This window comes from Lysinibacillus sp. CNPSo 3705 (assembly GCF_028674935.1).
Taxonomy (GTDB): Bacteria; Bacillota; Bacilli; order Bacillales_A; family Planococcaceae; genus Lysinibacillus.
Window position 1 is genome coordinate 1 of the sequence record NZ_JAQZSD010000047.1, and the last position, 20,332, is coordinate 20,332.

Below are 20,332 nucleotides of genomic sequence, written 5' to 3' on the forward strand. Positions count from 1 at the left end.
ACTAAGATTATTGTTTTTAAAAAAATTTTTGAGGAGAAAACAGATATTTTGGTTATTTTAAAAGGTTTTTATTATATATTTTAATTTCTAGTAAAAAAGCTTCTCATTTAAGACATTAAATGGATTGATTCTATCATTCGACATTTTTCGCGTCCGGCATCGCTTTTGTGCTTTGGCCTGCGTAATGCAGGTCAGTTAGCCGTTAATGATGCGATCGTTTTAGGCTAACTTCTTATATAAAAGCTCTTTTCCGATTCCGTGACATCCACCGGAGACTTGAACTTCTCTGGAGCGAGTGCTTAGACACTCGCTGAAAGAAGTTGAAACGAATTTCGTACTTAGTTAGAATAGATAGTATACTGTGAAACAATGGAGGCAGTTCTTGTGAGCGAACAAAACAAAACATTCTATATAACAACCCCTATTTATTACCCAAGCGGGAAATTCCATATTGGTACAGCGTATACAACTGTAGCATCAGATACAATTGCACGTTATAAACGTTTACGTGGTTATGATGTACGTTTTTTAACTGGAATGGATGAGCATGGGCAAAAAATTCAAGAAAAAGCTGCAGAAGCGGGTAAACATCCCCAAGAATACGTGAATGAAATTGCAGATGCTGCAAAAAAGCTTTGGTCATTAATGGACATTTCATACGATGACTTTATTCAAACGACGCAAGAGCGTCATACGAAAACTGTCGAAAAGATTTTCCAAAAGTTTTTAGATAATGGTGATATTTATAAAGGTGAGTATGAAGGGTCGTACTGTACACCATGTGAATCATTCTTTACTGAGACACAATTAGTAGATGGTAACTGCCCAGACTGTGGTCGTCCAGTACACAAAGTTAAAGAGGAATCCTACTTCTTTAATATGAAGAAATACGCTGATCGTCTATTAGCTTATTATGAAGAGAACGTTGATTTCATTGAGCCTGAATCTCGAAAAAATGAAATGATTAATAACTTTATTAAACCGGGGTTAGAAGATTTATCTGTTTCAAGAACTTCATTTGATTGGGGCATTAAAGTTCCTGGAGATCCTAAACATGTCATTTATGTATGGGTAGATGCCTTAACTAACTATATCACGTCATTAGGTTATCTTTCAGAAGATGAAGTATTATTCAATAAGTATTGGCCGGCAGATGTACATGTAGTTGGTAAAGATATTGTTCGATTCCATACTATTTATTGGCCAATTTTCTTAATGGCACTAGATTTACCACTTCCGAAAAAAATATTTGCCCATGGTTTTATCATGATGAAAGACGGTAAAATGTCTAAATCAAAGGGCAATGTTATTTATCCTGAAATGTTAATAGAACGTTATGGGTTAGATGCGACACGATATTTCCTATTACGTGAGTTACCATTCGGATCTGATGGTGTATTTTCACCAGAATCTTTTGTTGAACGTACAAACTTCGACTTAGCAAATGATTTAGGAAATTTATTGAATCGTACTATTTCAATGATAAATAAATATTTCGATGGCATAATTCCAACTGAAAGTCTTCAGTCGACAGAATTTGATGCGGCTTTAAAAGAACAAGCTGAATCGGTACGTATTAAATATGAAGAAAGTATGGAAAAAATGCAGTTTAGTGTCGTATTAGCAGATGTATGGACACTTGTTTCAAGAACGAATAAATATATAGATGAAACTCAACCGTGGGTGCTAGCAAAAGAGGAATCAGATAAGCCAAAATTAGGAGCTGTTATGCGAAATTTGGCGGAGAGTTTACACCAAATTGCTGTCATGTTACAACCATTTATGACATCTACTCCCAAACGAATGATTGAACAATTAGGTTTGGATGACAAATTCTTAGCATGGGAAACAATTGAAACATTCGGCAATACTATTTCAGCAAACATTAAAGTGGTAGAAAAAGGTATTCCAATTTTCCCTCGTTTAGAGAGTGAAGTTGAAATTGCGTATATTCGTGAAGAAATGCGAGGCTCAGTGAAAACTCCACAAGTGGAAGTAACAAAAAATGAGCAAAAAGCTGCAGAAGTTCCAGAAGTACCAGAAATTACTATCGATGATTTTATGAAAGTTGATTTACGAGTAGCTACTGTAACAGCGTGTGAAACAATTCCAAAGGCAGACAAATTATTAAAGCTTCAAGTGGATCTTGGATATGAGCAACGACAAGTAGTTTCGGGTATTGCAAAGTTTTATTCTCCAGAAGAATTGATTGGTCAAAAAGTAATTGTAGTCACAAACTTAAAGCCGGTTAAATTACGCGGTGAATTATCACAAGGAATGATTCTAGCTGGTGAAAAAGATGGGATTTTAAAATTAGCATCGGTTGATCCGAAACTAGAGAATGGCGCAAAAGTAAAGTAATAAATTTTAGAAAGGCCTGCTGAATGTAAAAAGTTCAGTAGGCTTTTAAAATCCATTTCGAAAAGGAGTAGTTTATTATCTCAAAATAATTTATGCATACTATTCATTGAGTTTTTTTAGGTATATAGTAATAGACGAGGTGTTTGAGATTGTGAGTAATGTTATAAAACAAAATTGTTTGTAACAAAATTGTAACACTGCCGAAAAATATGAAATAATAATTTTTAATAAAATCTATGTTAGGAGAATGACGATGTTCATTGATACACATGTACACTTAAATGCAGATCAGTATGAAGAAGACTTACAAGAGGTTATAGATAGAGCTCTTGAAGCCAAAGTAGAAACAATGGTTGTTGTTGGTTTCGACCGCAAAACTATTGAAAAAACAATGCAACTAGTTGAACAGTATGATTTTGTTTATGGTGTTATTGGTTGGCACCCTGTTGACGCCATTGATTGTACAGAAGAGGATTTAAAATGGATTGAGGAATTGGCAGTACATCCGAAAATAGTAGGTATTGGTGAAACAGGATTGGACTATTATTGGGATAAATCCCCGAAAGATGTTCAACAAGCGCTTTTTCGCAAGCAAATTCATTTAGCGCAAAAGCTGAATTTACCAATTATTATTCATAACAGGGATGCTACTGGAGATGTTGTACAAATTTTACATGAAGAAAACGCGGCTTCCGTGGGAGGCGTTATGCATTGTTATAGTGGCAGTGTGGAAACCGCACAAACATGTATTGCTATGAATTTTATGATTAGTCTTGGTGGGCCGGTGACATTTAAAAATGCACGAATGCCGAAAGAAGTGGCGACAGAAATACCTTTAGAACATTTAATGATTGAAACTGATGCACCGTATTTAGCACCTCACCCATACCGAGGAAAACGTAATGAGCCAGCTTTAGTGCCATTAGTTGCAGAAGAAATTGCCCGTTTAAAAGGATTAACAATTGAGGAAATTGCACAAGTAACGACAGCCAATGCGAAAAAATTTTTTAGGATTGACAATTAACTAGCTGAGATGCCTCCAATACTGGGTTTGTGGTTGGCTAAAAAGGTAATGTCAATTTTCTTTGAAATACATTCGGGTTGACAGTGCCAAATCTAGTACGTATAATCCAACTTTGTATTAAGGAGGCGTTTTTTCATGTCAAATAATTCCATGAAAAACTTGTTCTTAGGATCATTGAGGAGTAAGCAAACAGTGATAAGCATTATTTCACTTGTCCTGTTTGTATCTGTAATTTCATTTGTACTATATCAAGGTACTAAAAAGTCCGTAACGCTTGATGCGAACGGAGAAACAATCGAAGTAACAACACATGCCAAAACTGTAGAACAATTATTACAAGATCAAAATATAGACGTAGCAGAGCATGACAAAATATCACCCTCTCTGAACACCAAAATTGTTAATGGATTAGCAATTTCATGGGAACAGGCAAAAGAAGTAACTATTTCAGTTGATGGAAATCAGTCAAAAGTTTGGACAACTGAAACACAAGTGAAGGACATTTTGAAAGAAGCAAATATTGAAGTATCAGAGCATGACTCATTAGTACAAGGTCTAGATACAGAAATAGGAGCAGACAACAAGATCGATATTCAAAAGGCGTTTCAAGTATCGCTTGTCGATGGCGTAAACAAGAGACAAGTTTGGTCCACTTCGACTACGGTCGCTAACTTTTTAAAACAACAAGGAATTCAACTAAATGAATTCGATCGTGTCGAGAATAACCTGAAGGACGTAATCACTCCGCAGAGTAAAATCACAGTAGTTCGCGTAGAAAAGGTTATCGATGTAGTGGAAGAATCTTTAGATTTCGCAATTGAAAAGAAACAGGATGCTTCATTGCAAAAAGGAAAACAAAAAGTTGTAACAGCTGGCCAAAAAGGTTTAATGACTAAAACGTTTGAAGTTGTGAAAGAGAATGGCCAAGTTGTAGCTAAAAATCTACAATCAGAAAAAGTTGTGAAAGAATCGCAAAAGCAAGTGATTGCAGTAGGTACTAAAACTGTAGTAGCTAGTGCTGCGACTGTATCACGTGGTTCATCAGAGCCAGCTAGTGGTAAAGAATTTTATGTAACGGCAACCGCTTATACACCTAATTGTAACGGCTGCTCGGGGATATCTGCCACTGGAATTAATTTAAAATCAGGATCGGGATTGAAAGTAATAGCTGTAGACCCATCTGTTATTAAGCTTGGCTCAAAAGTTTGGGTTGAAGGCTATGGAACAGCTATTGCAGGAGATACTGGTGGTGCAATTAAGGGTAATCGGATCGACATACTTGTACAATCTGAATCCCAAGCTAGTAATTGGGGAGTAAGGAAAGTGCGTGTAAAAGTATTAAATTAAAAAAATTGTAAAATTAATCAAATATGTTTTTCACTATTATTAGCTTTCCTGTTTTGACTGGCGGGAAAGCCTTTTTATTTTTTTAGTAATTTATTTTGGAGAATCGCCAATAACAAAATCAAAAAGATGAATAGCCGTGTATTTCTGTACAATCGTACAGTGCAGTTGTAAAATGGTCTGAAGATAAGGTAGAAAAGAGGAGCCTTTTTGCAAATAAAAGAAATCATTGTTGTTGAAGGAAAAGATGATACAACAGCTATTAAGCGAGCTGTACAAGCAGATACTATAGAAACAAATGGATCGGCTATTTCAGAGGAAACACTTAAGAGAATTCAACATGCACAGGATAAAAGAGGTGTTATTGTTTTTACTGATCCAGATTATCCAGGACGTCGAATTCGTTCCATTATCGAGGAGCATGTAAAAGGTGTAAAACATGCTTTTTTACCGAAAGCTAAAACAATTGCGAAAAACGGTAAAGGACTAGGCATTGAGCATGCAGCAGATGAAGATATACGCGAGGCACTGCAACATGTCTATACCCCAAATGAGGTTGAACCAACCACAGATGATATTACTCTCGAAGATTTAATGACGGCACATTTAATTGGCCATCCACGGGCGAAGACTCGACGTGATCGTCTTGGAGAAATTTTGAATATTGGTACAACAAACGGCAAACAACTTCATAAAAGATTGAAAATGTTTCAAATTTCAGAAAAGCAATTTGGTGCGGCAATCGCACAGTTAGATCAGGAGGAAAACGATGCATAAGGATATTGCAACACCAATTAGAACACAGGAAATTTTAAAAAAATACGGATTTTCATTTAAAAAAAGCTTAGGTCAAAATTTTTTAATAGATCCGAACATTTTACGAAATATTGTTAGTCATGCAAATTTAACTGAAAATAGTGGTGCAATCGAAGTTGGTCCTGGCATTGGAGCATTAACAGAGCATTTAGCAAGAAGTGCAAAAAAGGTTGTATCTTTCGAAATCGATCAGCGATTATTACCTGTATTAGAAGATACACTTAGCCCATATAATAATGTAACTATTGTACATTCAGATATTTTAAAGGCGGATGTTGCTAAAGTGATTCAGGAAGAGCTGCCGGGTATTGAGGATATTATGGTTGTAGCGAATTTACCTTATTATGTGACGACACCGATTTTAATGAAATTACTCAATGATCGTTTGCCGATTCGCGGTTTCGTTGTCATGATGCAGAAGGAAGTTGCAGATCGTATTACCGCTAAGCCTGGAACGAAGGAATACGGTTCTTTATCAATTGCGATTCAATATTATGTCAAGGCTGATATTGCCATGACGGTACCGAAGACTGTTTTTATGCCGCAACCAAACGTGGATTCTGCAGTGATCCGTCTTATTAAGCATGATGAACCTCCAGTGAACGTAATTGATGAGGATTTTTTATTCGTTGTTACTCGTGCGTCGTTTGTACAACGACGAAAAACGATCTTCAATAATTTACAATCAGGTTTACAAAATGGGAAGGTACACAAAGAAAAAATTATGGATGCTTTAAAAGCGGTCAATATTGAACCAACACGTCGGGGAGAGACCTTAACCATTCAAGAGTTTGGAAAATTAGCCGATGCACTATACCCTACATTTGCAAAGTAAAAAATTTTGTTAACATTTTTGAGTATAAGTAAAAAAAACATGTCTTTTTTATGAAAAATAAGTTGACAATATTTATTAGAGGCTGATAAAATATTATATTTTGTTGACATTTTTGGGCGAATCGCTTATACTATTTATTAGTGAGGTGTAAGCGAAAATGCCAAAAACTTTAGCGGACATTAAAAAGTCGTTGGATTGTCATTTGGGTAAACGTTTGCAGTTAAGAGCAAACGGAGGTCGCAAGAAAACGGTCGAGTGTGCAGGGGTATTGCGTGAGACATATCGCGCTATCTTTGTAGTTGAGCTTGATCAAGAAGACAATACGTGCAAGCGCGTATCGTATAGCTACACAGATATTTTAACTGAGGCAGTAGAGATTACATTTTTAGACGAAGCAAAAGCTGCTATCGCAAAATAGTTTCTAGTACTTTTTTCTATATTTTGAAACACTCATGTAAAAACTACATGAGTGTTTTGCGTTTTCTGGGGCATACTAAAATCGTCAGTTGTTAAGGAGGAGTTTATATGCCTAGAAAAGGTATCATGTCACCTCGTTTAAAGGAAGAGATCGCTAAAGAGCTTGGATTTTATGATGTTGTGCAACGAGAAGGCTGGGGCGGCATAAAAGCTCGAGACGCCGGTAATATGGTCAAACGTGCCATCGAAATGGCTGAAAGAGCAAGTAGTGGGCAAGAGCATAATAAGTAGCCTCTTTGTGAAAATAGACCACTTATTATTTTGAAACCAATTACAGGGATGAAAACTTCCTGTATACACAACAACACAACTGACGAAAGAGAACCGTTACACCAAATAGGGGTATACGGTTCTTTTTTTCCATTTTCACATGCCCATTATGGTAAAATAAAATGAATAATCTTGTGAAAGATGAATGAAAGTTTATCTTCATTCAGAAAATGTTTTATATAGCGAAGTGAACACCAGCTACAGATGTTTTGTAACAGTTACAGGAGACTCCTACATCTAAAGGCAGAAGAAAGTGTAATTTTTATTGAGGGTGTATTAAAATATCAAACTGATCTGTCAGATATTACGGTTTAAAGGACAAGCTAGAGGCTTACTAACCTGCAAAAATTAGGAGCATTGTTTATCTGTGCGAGGCGAAGTGTCAGCAAATTGCGCTAATGCGTAATTGATAAGTGTAGCTATAAGGAGGAAGAAAGATGCTTTATGTAAAGGCGCCTGCAAAAATAAATTTAACATTAGATGTGCTTTATAAAAGACCAGATAATTTTCATGAGGTAGAGATGGTCATGACAACTGTGGATTTAGCAGATCGTATTTGCCTTGAATCTCGAGAAGATGGCGTAATTGAAATAATTTCTACTGATAATTTCGTGCCAAATGATCACCGAAATTTTGCTTATCAGGCAGCGCGTCTAATTAAAGATACATACGGCATTGGACAAGGTGTATCCATTACTATAGAAAAAGAAATACCAATCGCAGCAGGATTAGCAGGTGGCAGTAGCGACGCGGCTGCTACACTAAAGGGTTTAAATGAGCTGTGGAATTTAGGATTATCTATAGATGAGTTAGCAGCATTAGGTGCAAAAATTGGTTCGGATGTTTCCTTTTGTGTCTATGGTGGCACAGCATTAGCAACGGGGCGTGGAGAAAAAATTCAGGAATTGCCTGCACCACCAAATTGTTGGGTAGTTTTAGCTAAACCTAAAATAGGTGTCTCTACTGCAGAAGTGTATGGAGGATTAAAGGTTGAAGGGTTAGAACATCCAAATACGAAGCAAATGATCCATGCTATTGAAACGGAAGATTATGACCTGCTTTGTGCATCATTAGGGAATGTTTTGGAAACTGTAACTTTTAAGCTACATCCAGAAGTAGTAATGTTAAAGGAACAAATGAGGCGCTTTGGCGCAGATGCAACATTAATGAGTGGAAGCGGTCCGACGGTGTTTGGTTTAGTGGATAGTGAAGCTCGAGTGAGCCGAATTTATAATGGTTTACGTGGTTTTTGTGAAGAAGTATATGCCGTTCGGATTTTGGGCGAGCGAAATACGCTTGCTTAAAACCGCAAATTTATGTTAATTTTACCTATAAATATTCGTGTTTAGGAGAGGGTCGCATGAAATGGAAGCGTAGTGAACGACTAGTTGATATGACGTACTATTTACTAGAACATCCACATCAGCTGATCCCGCTAACTTATTTTTCTGAACTATATCAATCTGCAAAGTCTTCTATTAGTGAAGATTTGACGATTGTAAAAGAAACTTTCGAAGAAAAAGGAATCGGGTTATTGATGACAGTACCGGGCGCTGCAGGGGGAGTTAAGTATATTCCTAAAATGTCCGAAGCTGAGGTCCGTTTAGTTATTGACGATTTAAAAGCGGAGCTTGAGCATTCAGATCGTTTGTTACCAGGCGGTTATTTATTTATGACGGACTTACTCGGCAATCCAGATTTAATTAATCGGGTTGGAAAGGTATTTGCATCCGCGTTTGCGGATCAACAAATTGACGTCATCATGACTGTCGCAACGAAGGGAATTTCTATTGCCCACGCAATTGCAAGACATTTAAATGTACCAGTTGTTGTTGTTAGAAGAGATAGTAAAGTAACTGAAGGCTCTACAGTCAGCATTAACTATGTATCTGGTTCTTCCAGAAGAATTCAGACAATGGTATTATCAAAAAGAAGCATGAAGAGTGGACAACGAGTGCTTATTACTGACGACTTTATGAAGGTCGGTGGTACTATGAATGGCATGAAAAATCTATTAGAGGAATTTGATTGTCAGCTAGCTGGTATTGCAGTGCTTGTAGAGGCTGAGCATGCAGACGAAACTTTAGTAGATGATTATTATTCACTAGTAAAGCTTCATGAGGTCAATGAAAAAGACCGTACAATTGCATTAAGTGAAGGTAACTATTTTTCTAAAAGGGGAAATGACAAATGAAAGTAGTAGCAACAACAAATGCACCAGCAGCAATTGGACCATATTCACAAGGGATTATTGTCAATGGCATGTTTTATAGCTCAGGTCAGATTCCACTAACAGCAACAGGCGAATTAGTGGAAGGTGATATCGCTGTTCAAACAAATCAAGTATTTGCAAATTTAAAAGCAGTTTTAGCTGCCGCTGGATCATCATTGGACAATGTTATTAAAACAACCGTTTTCATGAAGGATATGAACGACTTTGTTGCAATGAACGAAGTATATGCTAGCCACTTTGGTGATCATAAACCAGCTCGTTCAGCAGTAGAGGTTGCACGTCTGCCAAAAGATGTACGTGTAGAAATTGAAGTTATTGCCATCGTTAAATAAGAAGTTTTAAAGCTCACTAGAAGAGAAGCTCTTTTAGTGGGTTTTTTATTTTCGTTCAGCAAATATTTGTTGTAGCGGGCGAAGGCGAAGCAAGTAGCAATCGCTGATAAAGACAATCTGCTAATAAAACTGAAAAGTACAATTATGTTCAAAGTCAAACCAATCTGAATGGGGGACTGACAAAAAATTGTCAAATTTAAAGTAAATTAAAGGAAATATTATACTGTTGAGTATTCAAATTTTTTAGATAATTTGATAGACTAGAAAAAGGAAAATATTCGGTAATAAAGAATATTATATTTTCATTTAGGCATCTAAGAAGAGAGGTGGTGAGAAAATGGAAGTTACTGATGTAAGGTTACGTCGTGTACAGACGGATGGTCGCATGCGTGCGATTGCTTCCATTACACTCGACAATGAGTTCGTAGTTCATGATATTCGTGTGATTGATGGCAATACAGGTTTGTTTGTTGCTATGCCAAGTAAACGAACGCCAGACGGTGAATTTAGAGATATTGCACATCCTATCAATTCTACTACTCGTAATAAAATTCAGGAAATCATTTTAAACGAGTACCATAATTCAAGCGAGGTAGAAGCAACAGAAAAACCAGAAGAATTAGAAGGAATTGGCGTATAGTTAAAAAGAGCTCTTCATAATTGGAGAGTTCTTTTCTTTTTGAGAATAAGAGAAAATGAGCAGTTTTAGGACATACATATTAACATTCGAGCATAAGGTGCATTTGATTTTGAAATTCATGTTTTTGTCAAGTCAACATGCCTTGAAAATAGATGGATTTTGCTATATAGTCATAAGAGAAAATGAGCGTATTGGAGGACTTACAGATGAGCAACATTTTTGCTGTCATTTTGGCTGCAGGTCAAGGTACACGTATGAAGTCCAAATTATATAAAGTGCTCCATCCAGTATGTGGGAAGCCAATGGTACAACATGTGGTGGATCACATTCAAACGTTAGATGTGAATCGCATTGTAACGGTTGTAGGACATGGTGCAGAAAAGGTGAAACAACAGCTTGGCGATAAAAGCGAGTATGTTTTACAGGCTGAACAGCTAGGGACAGCTCATGCTGTACAACAAGCTGAGGCAATTTTAGGTAGCGAAGAAGGGACAACACTAGTTGTTTGTGGCGATACTCCACTTATTCGCCCTGAAACGATGCAAGCTTTGTTCGAGCATCATCAAGCAAAGAATGCAAAAGCAACAATTTTAACAGCTATTGCTGAAAATCCAACAGGCTATGGTCGTATATTACGTGGCGACAATGGACAAGTGGAACAAATTGTTGAGCAAAAGGATGCTTCTGCAGAGCAACAATTAGTTAAAGAAATTAATACCGGCACATATTGCTTCGATAATAAAGCGTTATTTGAGACATTAAAGCTTGTGAAAAATGACAATGCGCAGGGTGAGTATTATTTACCTGATGTGATTGAAATTTTACAAACACAAGGTGATGTCGTTGAAGCATTTGTAACGGAAGATTTTGAAGAAACACTTGGTGTCAATGATCGTGTTGCGCTGTCTCAAGCAGAGACGCTAATGCGTGCAAGAATTAATGAAAAGCATATGCGTAACGGTGTCACAATTATTAATCCAGAAGCCACATATATTAGCGTGGATGCAATGATTGGTCGTGATACTGTCATCCAACCAGGTTCTATGATTGAAGGTACAACTGTTATCGGTGAAGATTGTATAATCGGGCCTAACACACAAATTGTAGATAGCCGTATTGGTGATCGAACAACTGTGCATTCTTCTGTTGTGCGTGAAAGCGTTGTAGCAGAAGAAACAGCTATTGGACCGTATGCACATATTCGACCACTTTCTGACATTGGTAGCCATGTGAAGATTGGTAACTTTGTAGAAGTGAAGAAAAGTAAACTAGGTAATGACACGAAAGTATCACACTTAAGCTATATTGGCGATGCTGAAATTGGAAGTAATGTCAATATTGGCTGTGGTTCCATTACAGTAAACTATGATGGGAAAAACAAGTTCCAAACAGTTATTGAAGATGATGTATTTGTAGGATGTAATACTAACTTAGTAGCGCCAGTGAAAGTTGGAAAAGGTTCATTTATTGCAGCAGGATCTACAATTACAAAAGAAGTTCCTGAGGATGCACTTGCAATTGCTCGTGCAAGACAAGAAAACAAACCGAATTACGTAAGTAAATTAAATTCAAAATAATTATCAACTAAACAGGAGGCCATCATGCCGTATCATTATGCAAACTCACAATTAAAAATATTTTCACTTAATTCTAATAATCCACTTGCTCAAGAAATTGCTCAAGAAATGGGTGTTGAATTAGGTAAATCTTCTGTTAAGCACTTCAGCGATGGTGAGGTTCAAATTAGCATTGAAGAAAGTATTCGTGGTTGTGATGTGTTTATCGTGCAATCTACTTCTGCACCTGTAAACGAACATTTAATGGAGCTTTTAATTATGGTAGACGCTGTAAAACGCGCATCTGCTCGTACAGTAAACGTTGTAATGCCTTACTATGGCTATGCTCGTCAAGACCGCAAAGCAAAAGCACGCGAGCCAATTACAGCTAAATTAGTAGCAAACTTACTTGAAACAGCTGGTGCAACACGTGTGATCGTTTTAGATTTACATGCACCTCAAATCCAAGGTTTCTTCGATATTTTAATCGACCACTTGATGGCAGTTCCTTTATTATCTGATTACTTTAAAACAAAAGGTATCCCAGAAGATGAAATCGTTATTGTTTCTCCAGACCATGGTGGTGTAACACGTGCTCGTAAAATGGCAGAACGTTTAAAAGCACCTATTGCAATTATTGACAAACGCCGTCCGAAACCAAATGTTGCAGAAGTAATGAACATTGTTGGTAATGTTGATGGTAAAGTGGCAATCTTGATTGATGATATTATTGATACTGCAGGTACGATTACAATTGGCGCGGATGCATTACGTGCAGCTGGTGCGAAAGAAGTTTATGCTTGTTGTTCACACCCAGTATTATCAGGTCCGGCAATCGAGCGTATCGAAAACTCTTCGATTAAAGAATTAGTTGTAACAAATACAATCCAACTTCCTGAAGAGAAAAAATCTCCAAAAATTACAGAGCTTTCAGTCGCTAAATTGATGGCAGATGCAATCTCTCGTGTCTATGAAAATAAATCTGTAAGTACTCTATTTGATTAATATAAAGCAAGTTTACCTTGGCTTAATTGTGTCCGGATTTTGAATTGCGATTCGTGATATTAGCCGGGGGCTTTATCTTCACTTAGCAGATGTGATGGATCACATCCGCATTCAAAGATAAATAAACGCACATGCAGTAAAATGTGGCGTATTAAGGACAAATCTACGTTTGTAAGTAGATTTGTCCTTTTTTATATGTTCAATTTGTGTGAATTTTCTTATAAAAGGGTATAATAGAAACTGTGACTTAATAATATTTACTTTATAAAAAATAGTTTGCCGCCTAAGGTTGGGATATATTTTGTTAAAACGAAACCGACGCCATGGCGATGAACCAAAAAATAAAGGTAAATATTATTATAGCCTTAACAAATGTCATTAATTTAACTTATGTAGCGAAGCAGCAGCTACGAATGTCTTTTGTACCGAAAGCGTACAGAAGTCTCCTACCTCTTTAGGTGGTGAGATGAATGCGGATTTAAGCTGCTTTTCAGAGGGTATTCAAACACCCGCTGAAAGGAGTAATAATTCGAAAGTAGTGACATTCTAATAAGGCGTAAATAATTTTTTCTTGGAAGGGGAAGATAGATATGAGTACAGTATTAAGTGTTAAAAAGCGCGAAGCTGGGCATCGTTCGACATTAACCCAACTTAGAAAAGGGGGAGCCATTCCTGCGGTTATTTACGGCTATAATTTAGATTCGACCCCAATTTCTATTTCAGCGAATGAATTCAGAAAATCCGTTCAAAAAAATGGGCAAAACGGTGTGTTTTTGATGGAGTTAGATGGGAAAAAAGTGAATGTTGTTGTGTCTGAAATTCAACAATGTTCTATGAAAGATGAAGTAAATCATATCGACTTTTTAGCAATTAATATGTCCGAAGCGATAGAGTCTGAGGTTCCTATTAAACTCGTAGGAGAGTCAGTTGGTATTAGCTTAGGTGGCATATTAATGCAGCCTAACTTAGACGTGAAAATTAAAGTAAAGCCAGCAGATATCCCAGAAGCTATTGAAGTTGATATTACTGAGCTTAAAATCGGTGAAACAATTACAGTAGCAGATATTCGAGATACGATTGATTTTGAGATTATCAGTGAAGATGATCATACATTGGTAACAATTATGGCTCCAGTCGCTGCTGTTGAAGAAACGGCAGACATTGCACAGGAACAAGAGTAAAAAGATATGTTAAGGAAAGGCTACTAAGGAAGACTAAAAACTTCTTTAGTAGCCTTTTGAATTTAATGGCCGACATTATTCGTATGTTTGCTTTTGTTCTTTAATACGGCATATATTATTTTACCGATATGTGTGGTTAAAGGGAGGATTTCATATAATATCAAGCCATTATTGAACTTTTACTTTCAAAAACTGTACAAACTGCTTTCTTAGCGTATGGTATGGTAAAATAATGACTATTAGATTTGAAAGAAGAGGGGTTCTTATGAAAATTATCGTTGGTTTAGGAAATCCGGGTAAGCCTTATGAGCATACAAGACATAATATTGGCTTCGATGTTATTGATGCATTAGCTGAAAAATGGGGTACACCTTTAACTAATTCAAAGTTTAATGGTATGTATGCAACGGTACATCGTCCTGAAGGAAAGGTTCTACTTGTTAAACCTTTAACATATATGAATTTATCGGGGGAATGTGTTGGGCCCCTTATGAACTATTTTGATATTGATGTGGAAGACTTAATTGTTATTTATGACGATTTAGATTTAGAAACAGGAAAATTGCGCCTGCGTCAAAAAGGAAGTGCGGGTGGACATAACGGTATTAAATCATTAATTCAGCATTTAGGTACACAAGAATTTAATCGCATACGTGTTGGGGTTAATCGCCCACCAGCTGGTATGAAGGTAGCAGATTATGTGTTATCAAAATTTTCAAAAGAAGATCAAGCTATTGTTGGCGAAGCGATTGAAAAATGTGTAGATGCAGTAGAAGAATCTCTTTCAAAGCCATTTCTTGATGTGATGAATCGCTTTAACGGGTAATAATAGATTAAAGCGTAGTGTGGATATTACAGTTGGTTTAAGCGGCTTATCGGACGTCCCTAGGAAAGCGCCCGGTTGGTACGAAAATCAACCCCAAGTTTCTATATCTAAATGGCGTTAAGGCGAAATTGGAAGTGCATAATCTGTTTTACAAATGTCTATACTTTAAGTAGTAAGTTGCTTAAAGGAGGATGATTTGGAGATGTCAGTTCGCTATCGATGTCGTCATTGTGAAGTAGAAATAGGAACACTACCATTTGATGCAGATGATACAATTCGAAAACTACATATTTTCGAAATGGGTGAAGCGGATGATTATGTTGAGAAAGATCAGCATGGTCACACGACGGTGCACTGCATTTGTGAGCAGTGTGAGGATTCACTGAAACAATATCCAGATTATCACGCACTCAATAAATGGATTCAATGATTGGAAGGATGCTTTGGCGCACATTATGTGCGTTCAAAGCTTTTTCCATTTAACTTTTTTCAGCAATTGTTTTATGTACCGAAAGCGTAGCGACAGGTACAGAAGTCTCCCATCTTTATAGGTGGTGTGATGAATGTGGTTTTAAGTCATTTTTCAGCGGGTTCCAAACATCCGTTGAAATAGAGGAACTCAGGATAAGAATGATACATCCTGTGAAAATGCCTGAGTGATCAACATCGTGTTGGCCTAAAGCCTCCGGCGGATGTCAGGGAATCGAAAAGGAGTACTTTGTGCAAGAACAAAGCCGGTTCCGGACGCAATTATGTGGAGGCATAATTGATAAAAAATACAATAAAGATGCATATTATAGTACTAGATTACTAGTAATGGTGAATAGAATTATGCGCTGAAAGGAGCTTTTGACATTGGAAGTTTTACGACAGCTTGTGATGCAGGACAAACATATCGCATCATTTTTACAGGAGATTCAGAGCGGTCATTCTGCAACACAGCTTATAACAGGATTAACAGGAAGCGCGCGCCCAGCAATGGTCGATGCGTTATTTGAATATGTAAAAAAACCTATTTATATTGTATCTCCTAATCTATTGCAGGCACAAAAAATGGTTGACGAGCTGGCGGGACTTTTAGGTGAGGAGCATGTTCATTATTATCCTGCCGATGAGTTTATTGCTGCAGATTTGTCTGTTGCCTCTCCAGAATTACGAGCTGAGCGTATTGCAACGCTTGATTGCCTAGCAAGAGGCGAAAAAGCTGTTTATGTGATACCAGTTGCAGGCTTACGTAAAATGATGCAGCCTAAAGAGCATTGGCAACAATATTTTTTGCAAATTTCAGTAGGCGAAGATATTCAGATTGATGAATGGCTACAAATGTTAGTAGAGATGGGGTACGTGCGTAATTCGATGGTGACAACACCTGGAGAGTTTGCGCTACGTGGAGGGATATTAGACATATATCCACCATATTTAGAAGAGCCGATTCGAATAGAATTATTTGATACGGAAGTTGACTCGATTCGAACATTTTCTGCGGACGATCAACGTTCCATTGATAAATTGCAGAAGGTTCGTATTTTACCAGCGTCAGAAGTTATTTTGACAAAGGAAGAAAGAATGGCATTGGCAGGCCGTTTAGAAGCTGCATTAGCGACAAGTTTAAAGAAGGTCAAAAAGCAGGAGACGAAGGAATTACTGTATCAGCATATTCAATATGATATTGAATTGTTACAACAAGGGAATTTACCGGACTATGTAAATAAATATGGTTCGTTATTATATGAGAAAACATCCTATTTAGGAGATTATTTTGTACAGGATGGCATTGTGCTGTTTGATGAGCTCGGACGTATTCAGGAGGTTATGGATGCCTGGGAACGTGAAGAGGATGAATGGTTTTTATCATTAATTGAAGAAGGAAAAATGGTGCATGACGTAAAGCCAGCATTCTCCTTGAAAGAAATTTTAGCAATGCTGTCTCAACAAAAACTATATTTCTCATTATTTTCACGAACTTTTGCGGGTGTATCCTTTAATAAGACGACAAACTTTTCTTGCAAGCCAATGCAACAATTTCATGGCCAAATGTCATTATTACAAAGTGAGATTGAACGCTGGCTGCTTGGTAAATTTACAGTACTAATTGTTGCGAGAGATAAAGATCGTGTTAAACGTGTACAGCAAATGCTCGGAGAATACGATATTCATACGACAATTGGTAAGCCGACAGAAGCCGGTATTTATATTGTGGATGGCTCACTATCTAGTGGCTTTGAATTACCACTACAACGCTTGGTGATTGTTACAGAGGATGAGCTATTTAAACAACAGGCGAAGAAAAAGGCGCGTCCTCAAAAAATGACGAACGCAGAACGTATTAAAAGCTATACAGAAATTAAACCGGGCGACTATGTTGTACATGTACATCACGGTATTGGGAAATATATAGGCTTAGAAACATTAGAGGTAAATGGTACACATAAGGATTACTTACACATCCGATACCGTGCAGATGATAAGTTATATGTTCCGGTAGAGCAAATAGATTTAATCCAAAAATATGTAGCATCTGAAGACCGAGAACCGAAGCTACATAAATTAGGTGGAGCAGAGTGGAAAAAAGCTAAAGCAAAGGTATCCTCTGCTGTGCAAGATATCGCTGATGATTTAATTAAGCTGTATGCGAAACGTGAAGCAGAGAAAGGCCATGCATTCGCGATTGACAACGACGATCAGCGTAATTTTGAGGCTTCTTTCCCTTATGAAGAAACAGAGGATCAGCTACGGTCAATTATCGAGGTAAAACGTGATATGGAACGTGAGCGTCCGATGGATCGTCTTGTATGTGGAGACGTAGGGTACGGCAAAACAGAGGTAGCGATCCGCGCAGCATTTAAAGCAATTCAAGATGGCAAGCAAGTAGCTTTCCTTGTGCCGACAACGATATTAGCGCAGCAACATTACGAAACGATTCGTGAGAGATTCCAAGACTTTGCTATTAATGTGGGCCTCTTGTCTCGTTTCCGCACAAAAAAAGAGCAAACAGCGACATTAAAAGGTTTAAAAGAAGGGCAAGTTGATATTGTCGTTGGCACGCATCGGATATTATCTAAAGATTTAACATTCCAAGACCTTGGACTACTGATTGTTGATGAGGAGCAACGTTTTGGTGTAACACATAAGGAAAAAATTAAACAACTAAAGACGAATGTTGATGTATTAACGCTAACGGCAACTCCGATTCCGAGAACACTTCATATGTCGATGGTAGGTGTTCGTGATTTATCGGTAATTGAAACGCCACCAGCGAACCGTTTCCCTGTGCAAACTTATGTAATGGAGCATAGCGGTGCATTAGTGCGGGAAGCTATTGAGAGAGAAATGGCGCGTGGTGGGCAAGTATTCTACTTATACAATCGTGTAGAAGATATGGCTCGTAAGGTTGATGAAATTCAAATGCTTGTCCCAGAAGCGCGTATTGGGCATGCACATGGCAAAATGACGGAATCAGAATTAGAATCTGTTATATTAGCCTTTTTAGAAGGTGACTATGATGTGCTTGTAACGACAACTATTATTGAGACTGGCGTGGATATACCAAACGTTAACACATTGATTGTTCATGATGCGGATCGAATGGGCTTAGCGCAACTTTATCAATTGCGTGGACGTGTTGGGCGTTCTAATAGGGTGGCTTATGCTTACTTTATGTATCAACGTGATAAAGTTCTTACGGATGTAGCTGAGCAAAGATTACAGGCGATTAAAGAATTTACAGAGTTAGGTTCAGGATTTAAAATTGCTATGCGTGACTTATCTATTCGTGGTGCTGGAAATCTACTTGGAGCGCAGCAGCATGGCTTTATTGATTCTGTTGGTTTTGACTTATATTCACAAATGCTGGAAGAGGCGATTGCTGAGCGCCAAACAGGTGTCAAAAAAGAAGAGAAGCCTGACATCGAAATTTTATTGAGTGTGGATGCGTATATCCCGGATATATACATCCCTGATGGCTATCAAAAAATTCAAATGTATAAACGTATAAAAGCAATGGATCGAGTGGAGGAGTACAGCGAAATCATAGAGGAATTACAAGATCGTTTTGGTGATCTTCCAATTGAAACAGAGCGTTTACTGCGGGTTGCGCGTATGAAGGTATGGGGCTTAAGTACAGGTGTATTGTCTGTAAAAGAAAAGCAAAAAATCATCACAATATTGTTGTCAGAAGAAGGTACAGGGCAAGTTGACGGCGGTAAAATTGTGGAAGAATCTATGAAATTTGAACGTGCTGTCGGGTTTGGTATGGATGGTATGCAATTGAAATTAACGATTGATGAACGAAAGTGTGGGAAATATCAACCCTTTGATATTTTAGAAGAAATGATGCATATTATTGCTGACGCAAAAAAACAATAATAGAAGAAAAGCTGATCTTATCTCTTGGATAATGATCAGCTTTTTATCATTAAAAACAAAAAATTATAAGGAAAACTCTGTGAATGTTGTGGCGCTTTATCTTCATTCGTTAATTTTACTGTAGACTGTGTGGCTCCTGAGAGAGCAATATTACAAATTGAGACTCAGGAGCTAGATAGTAGGGAAAATAAGGGTAAAAGTATCGCTTTTTGTTATGGTTCTTTTGTGATAAACATCCTTTTGTCTTATTGACGTAATGGTAAAGGTTGAATTATTATTATTTCTTGTTAAAAATATTTTATAAATTATTTATAAAAATTTGTTTTTGTGGTTAATCTAAGATAAGTTGATTGAAGTTGAAATTCTACAGGTATTTGCTTAGGTTTTAAGGCCTTTTTGAAAATATTGTTGGATGTGAAATCCTTTTTCTTCAGTTTTTGCATAGATTGCTTCATAAAAAACCATACTAAAATTGAAAAAATTTCATTGTAGCGAAAGCGAGGATTATGAATGAAGGCAACAGGAATTGTTCGTCGTATTGATGATTTAGGGCGTGTGGTTATTCCAAAAGAAATTCGTAGAACGTTACGTATTCGTGAAGGAGACCCGCTAGAAATTTATACAGACCGTGAAGGTGAAGTCATTTTAAAGAAATATTCTCCAATTAATGATTTAGGAGAATTTGCAAGGGAATATGTGGAGACGTTATATGAAACGTTAGGTACTCCAGCATTTGTAACTGACCGAGATGAAGTAATTGCTGTCTCAGGGATCGGTAAAAAAGAGTATATTAATCGTCGTATTACATCCTTTGCGGAAGGTTTTATGGACGAACGTTCAACAAAAATAGAAAAAATGGAAACAACTATCGAGATTGTTCCTGGACAATATGAGCAAGTGAAGTCTTATTGTGCAACGCCTATTATGGTAAACGGTGATCCGATCGGCTGTATTATCATTTTGTCTAAAGTACATTTTATCGGTGAAGTTGAAGTGAAAGTTGCTGAAACAGCTGCTAACTTCTTAGCTAAACAAATGAATAGTTGATGAGAATTGAAAGTTATTGC

Annotated in this window: 18 protein-coding genes; all 18 read left to right on the plus strand. The window is 37.2% G+C overall.

What is annotated here, in order from left to right:
* Nucleotides 1–384 precede the first annotated feature (384 nt).
* The 18 genes from metG to spoVT all read left to right on the plus strand — a co-directional run bounded on the left by metG (nt 385) and on the right by spoVT (nt 20,312).
* Nucleotides 385–2,361 (plus strand): methionine--tRNA ligase, encoded by a 1,977-nt coding sequence (gene metG, locus PVA17_RS17635; protein WP_274068430.1) that lies wholly within the window; start codon nt 385–387, stop codon nt 2,359–2,361.
* Nucleotides 2,362–2,614: 253 nt separating this feature from the next.
* Nucleotides 2,615–3,385, plus strand: coding sequence for a TatD family hydrolase (locus PVA17_RS17640; protein ID WP_274068431.1), 771 nt, complete (start codon nt 2,615–2,617; stop codon nt 3,383–3,385).
* Nucleotides 3,386–3,520: 135 nt separating this feature from the next.
* Nucleotides 3,521–4,732, plus strand: a complete 1,212-nt coding sequence (locus PVA17_RS17645; RefSeq protein ID WP_132364297.1) for a resuscitation-promoting factor — start codon at nt 3,521–3,523, stop codon at nt 4,730–4,732.
* Nucleotides 4,733–4,939: 207 nt separating this feature from the next.
* Nucleotides 4,940–5,506, plus strand: coding sequence for a ribonuclease M5 (rnmV, locus tag PVA17_RS17650; RefSeq protein ID WP_274068432.1), 567 nt, complete (start codon nt 4,940–4,942; stop codon nt 5,504–5,506).
* Nucleotides 5,499–6,380, plus strand: coding sequence for a 16S rRNA (adenine(1518)-N(6)/adenine(1519)-N(6))-dimethyltransferase RsmA (gene rsmA / locus PVA17_RS17655; protein WP_132364302.1), 882 nt, complete (start codon nt 5,499–5,501; stop codon nt 6,378–6,380). Before rnmV ends, rsmA begins: the two co-directional genes overlap by 8 nt.
* Nucleotides 6,381–6,537: 157 nt before the next feature.
* Nucleotides 6,538–6,798: a biofilm formation stimulator Veg gene (veg, locus tag PVA17_RS17660; RefSeq protein ID WP_049667356.1), complete on the plus strand. Its 261-nt coding sequence runs from the start codon at nt 6,538–6,540 to the stop codon at nt 6,796–6,798.
* A 107-nt stretch (nt 6,799–6,905) separates the two neighbouring features.
* Nucleotides 6,906–7,088, plus strand: a complete 183-nt coding sequence (locus tag PVA17_RS17665; RefSeq protein ID WP_132364304.1) for a small, acid-soluble spore protein, alpha/beta type — start codon at nt 6,906–6,908, stop codon at nt 7,086–7,088.
* A 476-nt stretch (nt 7,089–7,564) separates the two neighbouring features.
* Nucleotides 7,565–8,431 (plus strand): 4-(cytidine 5'-diphospho)-2-C-methyl-D-erythritol kinase, encoded by an 867-nt coding sequence (gene ispE / locus PVA17_RS17670; RefSeq protein ID WP_274068433.1) that lies wholly within the window; start codon nt 7,565–7,567, stop codon nt 8,429–8,431.
* 56 nt (nt 8,432–8,487) lie between these two features.
* A complete protein-coding gene (gene purR, locus PVA17_RS17675) occupies nt 8,488–9,321 on the plus strand; it encodes a pur operon repressor (RefSeq protein ID WP_132364310.1) in 834 nt (277 codons plus the stop codon).
* Complete coding sequence (locus PVA17_RS17680; RefSeq protein ID WP_132364312.1) at nt 9,318–9,692, plus strand: RidA family protein; 375 nt, start codon at nt 9,318–9,320, stop codon at nt 9,690–9,692. Before purR ends, PVA17_RS17680 begins: the two co-directional genes overlap by 4 nt.
* Nucleotides 9,693–10,029: 337 nt before the next feature.
* Complete coding sequence (spoVG, locus tag PVA17_RS17685; protein ID WP_132364315.1) at nt 10,030–10,332, plus strand: septation regulator SpoVG; 303 nt, start codon at nt 10,030–10,032, stop codon at nt 10,330–10,332.
* 206 nt (nt 10,333–10,538) lie between these two features.
* On the plus strand, nt 10,539–11,909 hold the full coding sequence (gene glmU, locus PVA17_RS17690) for a bifunctional UDP-N-acetylglucosamine diphosphorylase/glucosamine-1-phosphate N-acetyltransferase GlmU (RefSeq protein WP_132364317.1): 1,371 nt from the start codon (nt 10,539–10,541) through the stop codon (nt 11,907–11,909).
* Between the two features lie 24 nt (nt 11,910–11,933).
* Nucleotides 11,934–12,893: a ribose-phosphate diphosphokinase gene (locus tag PVA17_RS17695; protein ID WP_132364320.1), complete on the plus strand. Its 960-nt coding sequence runs from the start codon at nt 11,934–11,936 to the stop codon at nt 12,891–12,893.
* Nucleotides 12,894–13,483: 590 nt separating this feature from the next.
* Nucleotides 13,484–14,074 (plus strand): 50S ribosomal protein L25/general stress protein Ctc, encoded by a 591-nt coding sequence (locus PVA17_RS17700; protein WP_274068434.1) that lies wholly within the window; start codon nt 13,484–13,486, stop codon nt 14,072–14,074.
* A gap of 265 nt (nt 14,075–14,339) precedes the next feature.
* Entirely contained in the window at nt 14,340–14,900 is a 561-nt protein-coding gene (gene pth, locus PVA17_RS17705) for an aminoacyl-tRNA hydrolase (protein ID WP_132364325.1), read from the plus strand.
* A gap of 202 nt (nt 14,901–15,102) precedes the next feature.
* Complete coding sequence (locus tag PVA17_RS17710; RefSeq protein ID WP_132364328.1) at nt 15,103–15,330, plus strand: anti-sigma-F factor Fin; 228 nt, start codon at nt 15,103–15,105, stop codon at nt 15,328–15,330.
* A 425-nt stretch (nt 15,331–15,755) separates the two neighbouring features.
* Entirely contained in the window at nt 15,756–19,265 is a 3,510-nt protein-coding gene (gene mfd / locus PVA17_RS17715) for a transcription-repair coupling factor (protein ID WP_274068435.1), read from the plus strand.
* A gap of 510 nt (nt 19,266–19,775) precedes the next feature.
* Nucleotides 19,776–20,312, plus strand: coding sequence for a stage V sporulation protein T (gene spoVT / locus PVA17_RS17720; RefSeq protein ID WP_132364334.1), 537 nt, complete (start codon nt 19,776–19,778; stop codon nt 20,310–20,312).
* The last annotated feature ends 20 nt before the right edge of the window (nt 20,313–20,332 follow it).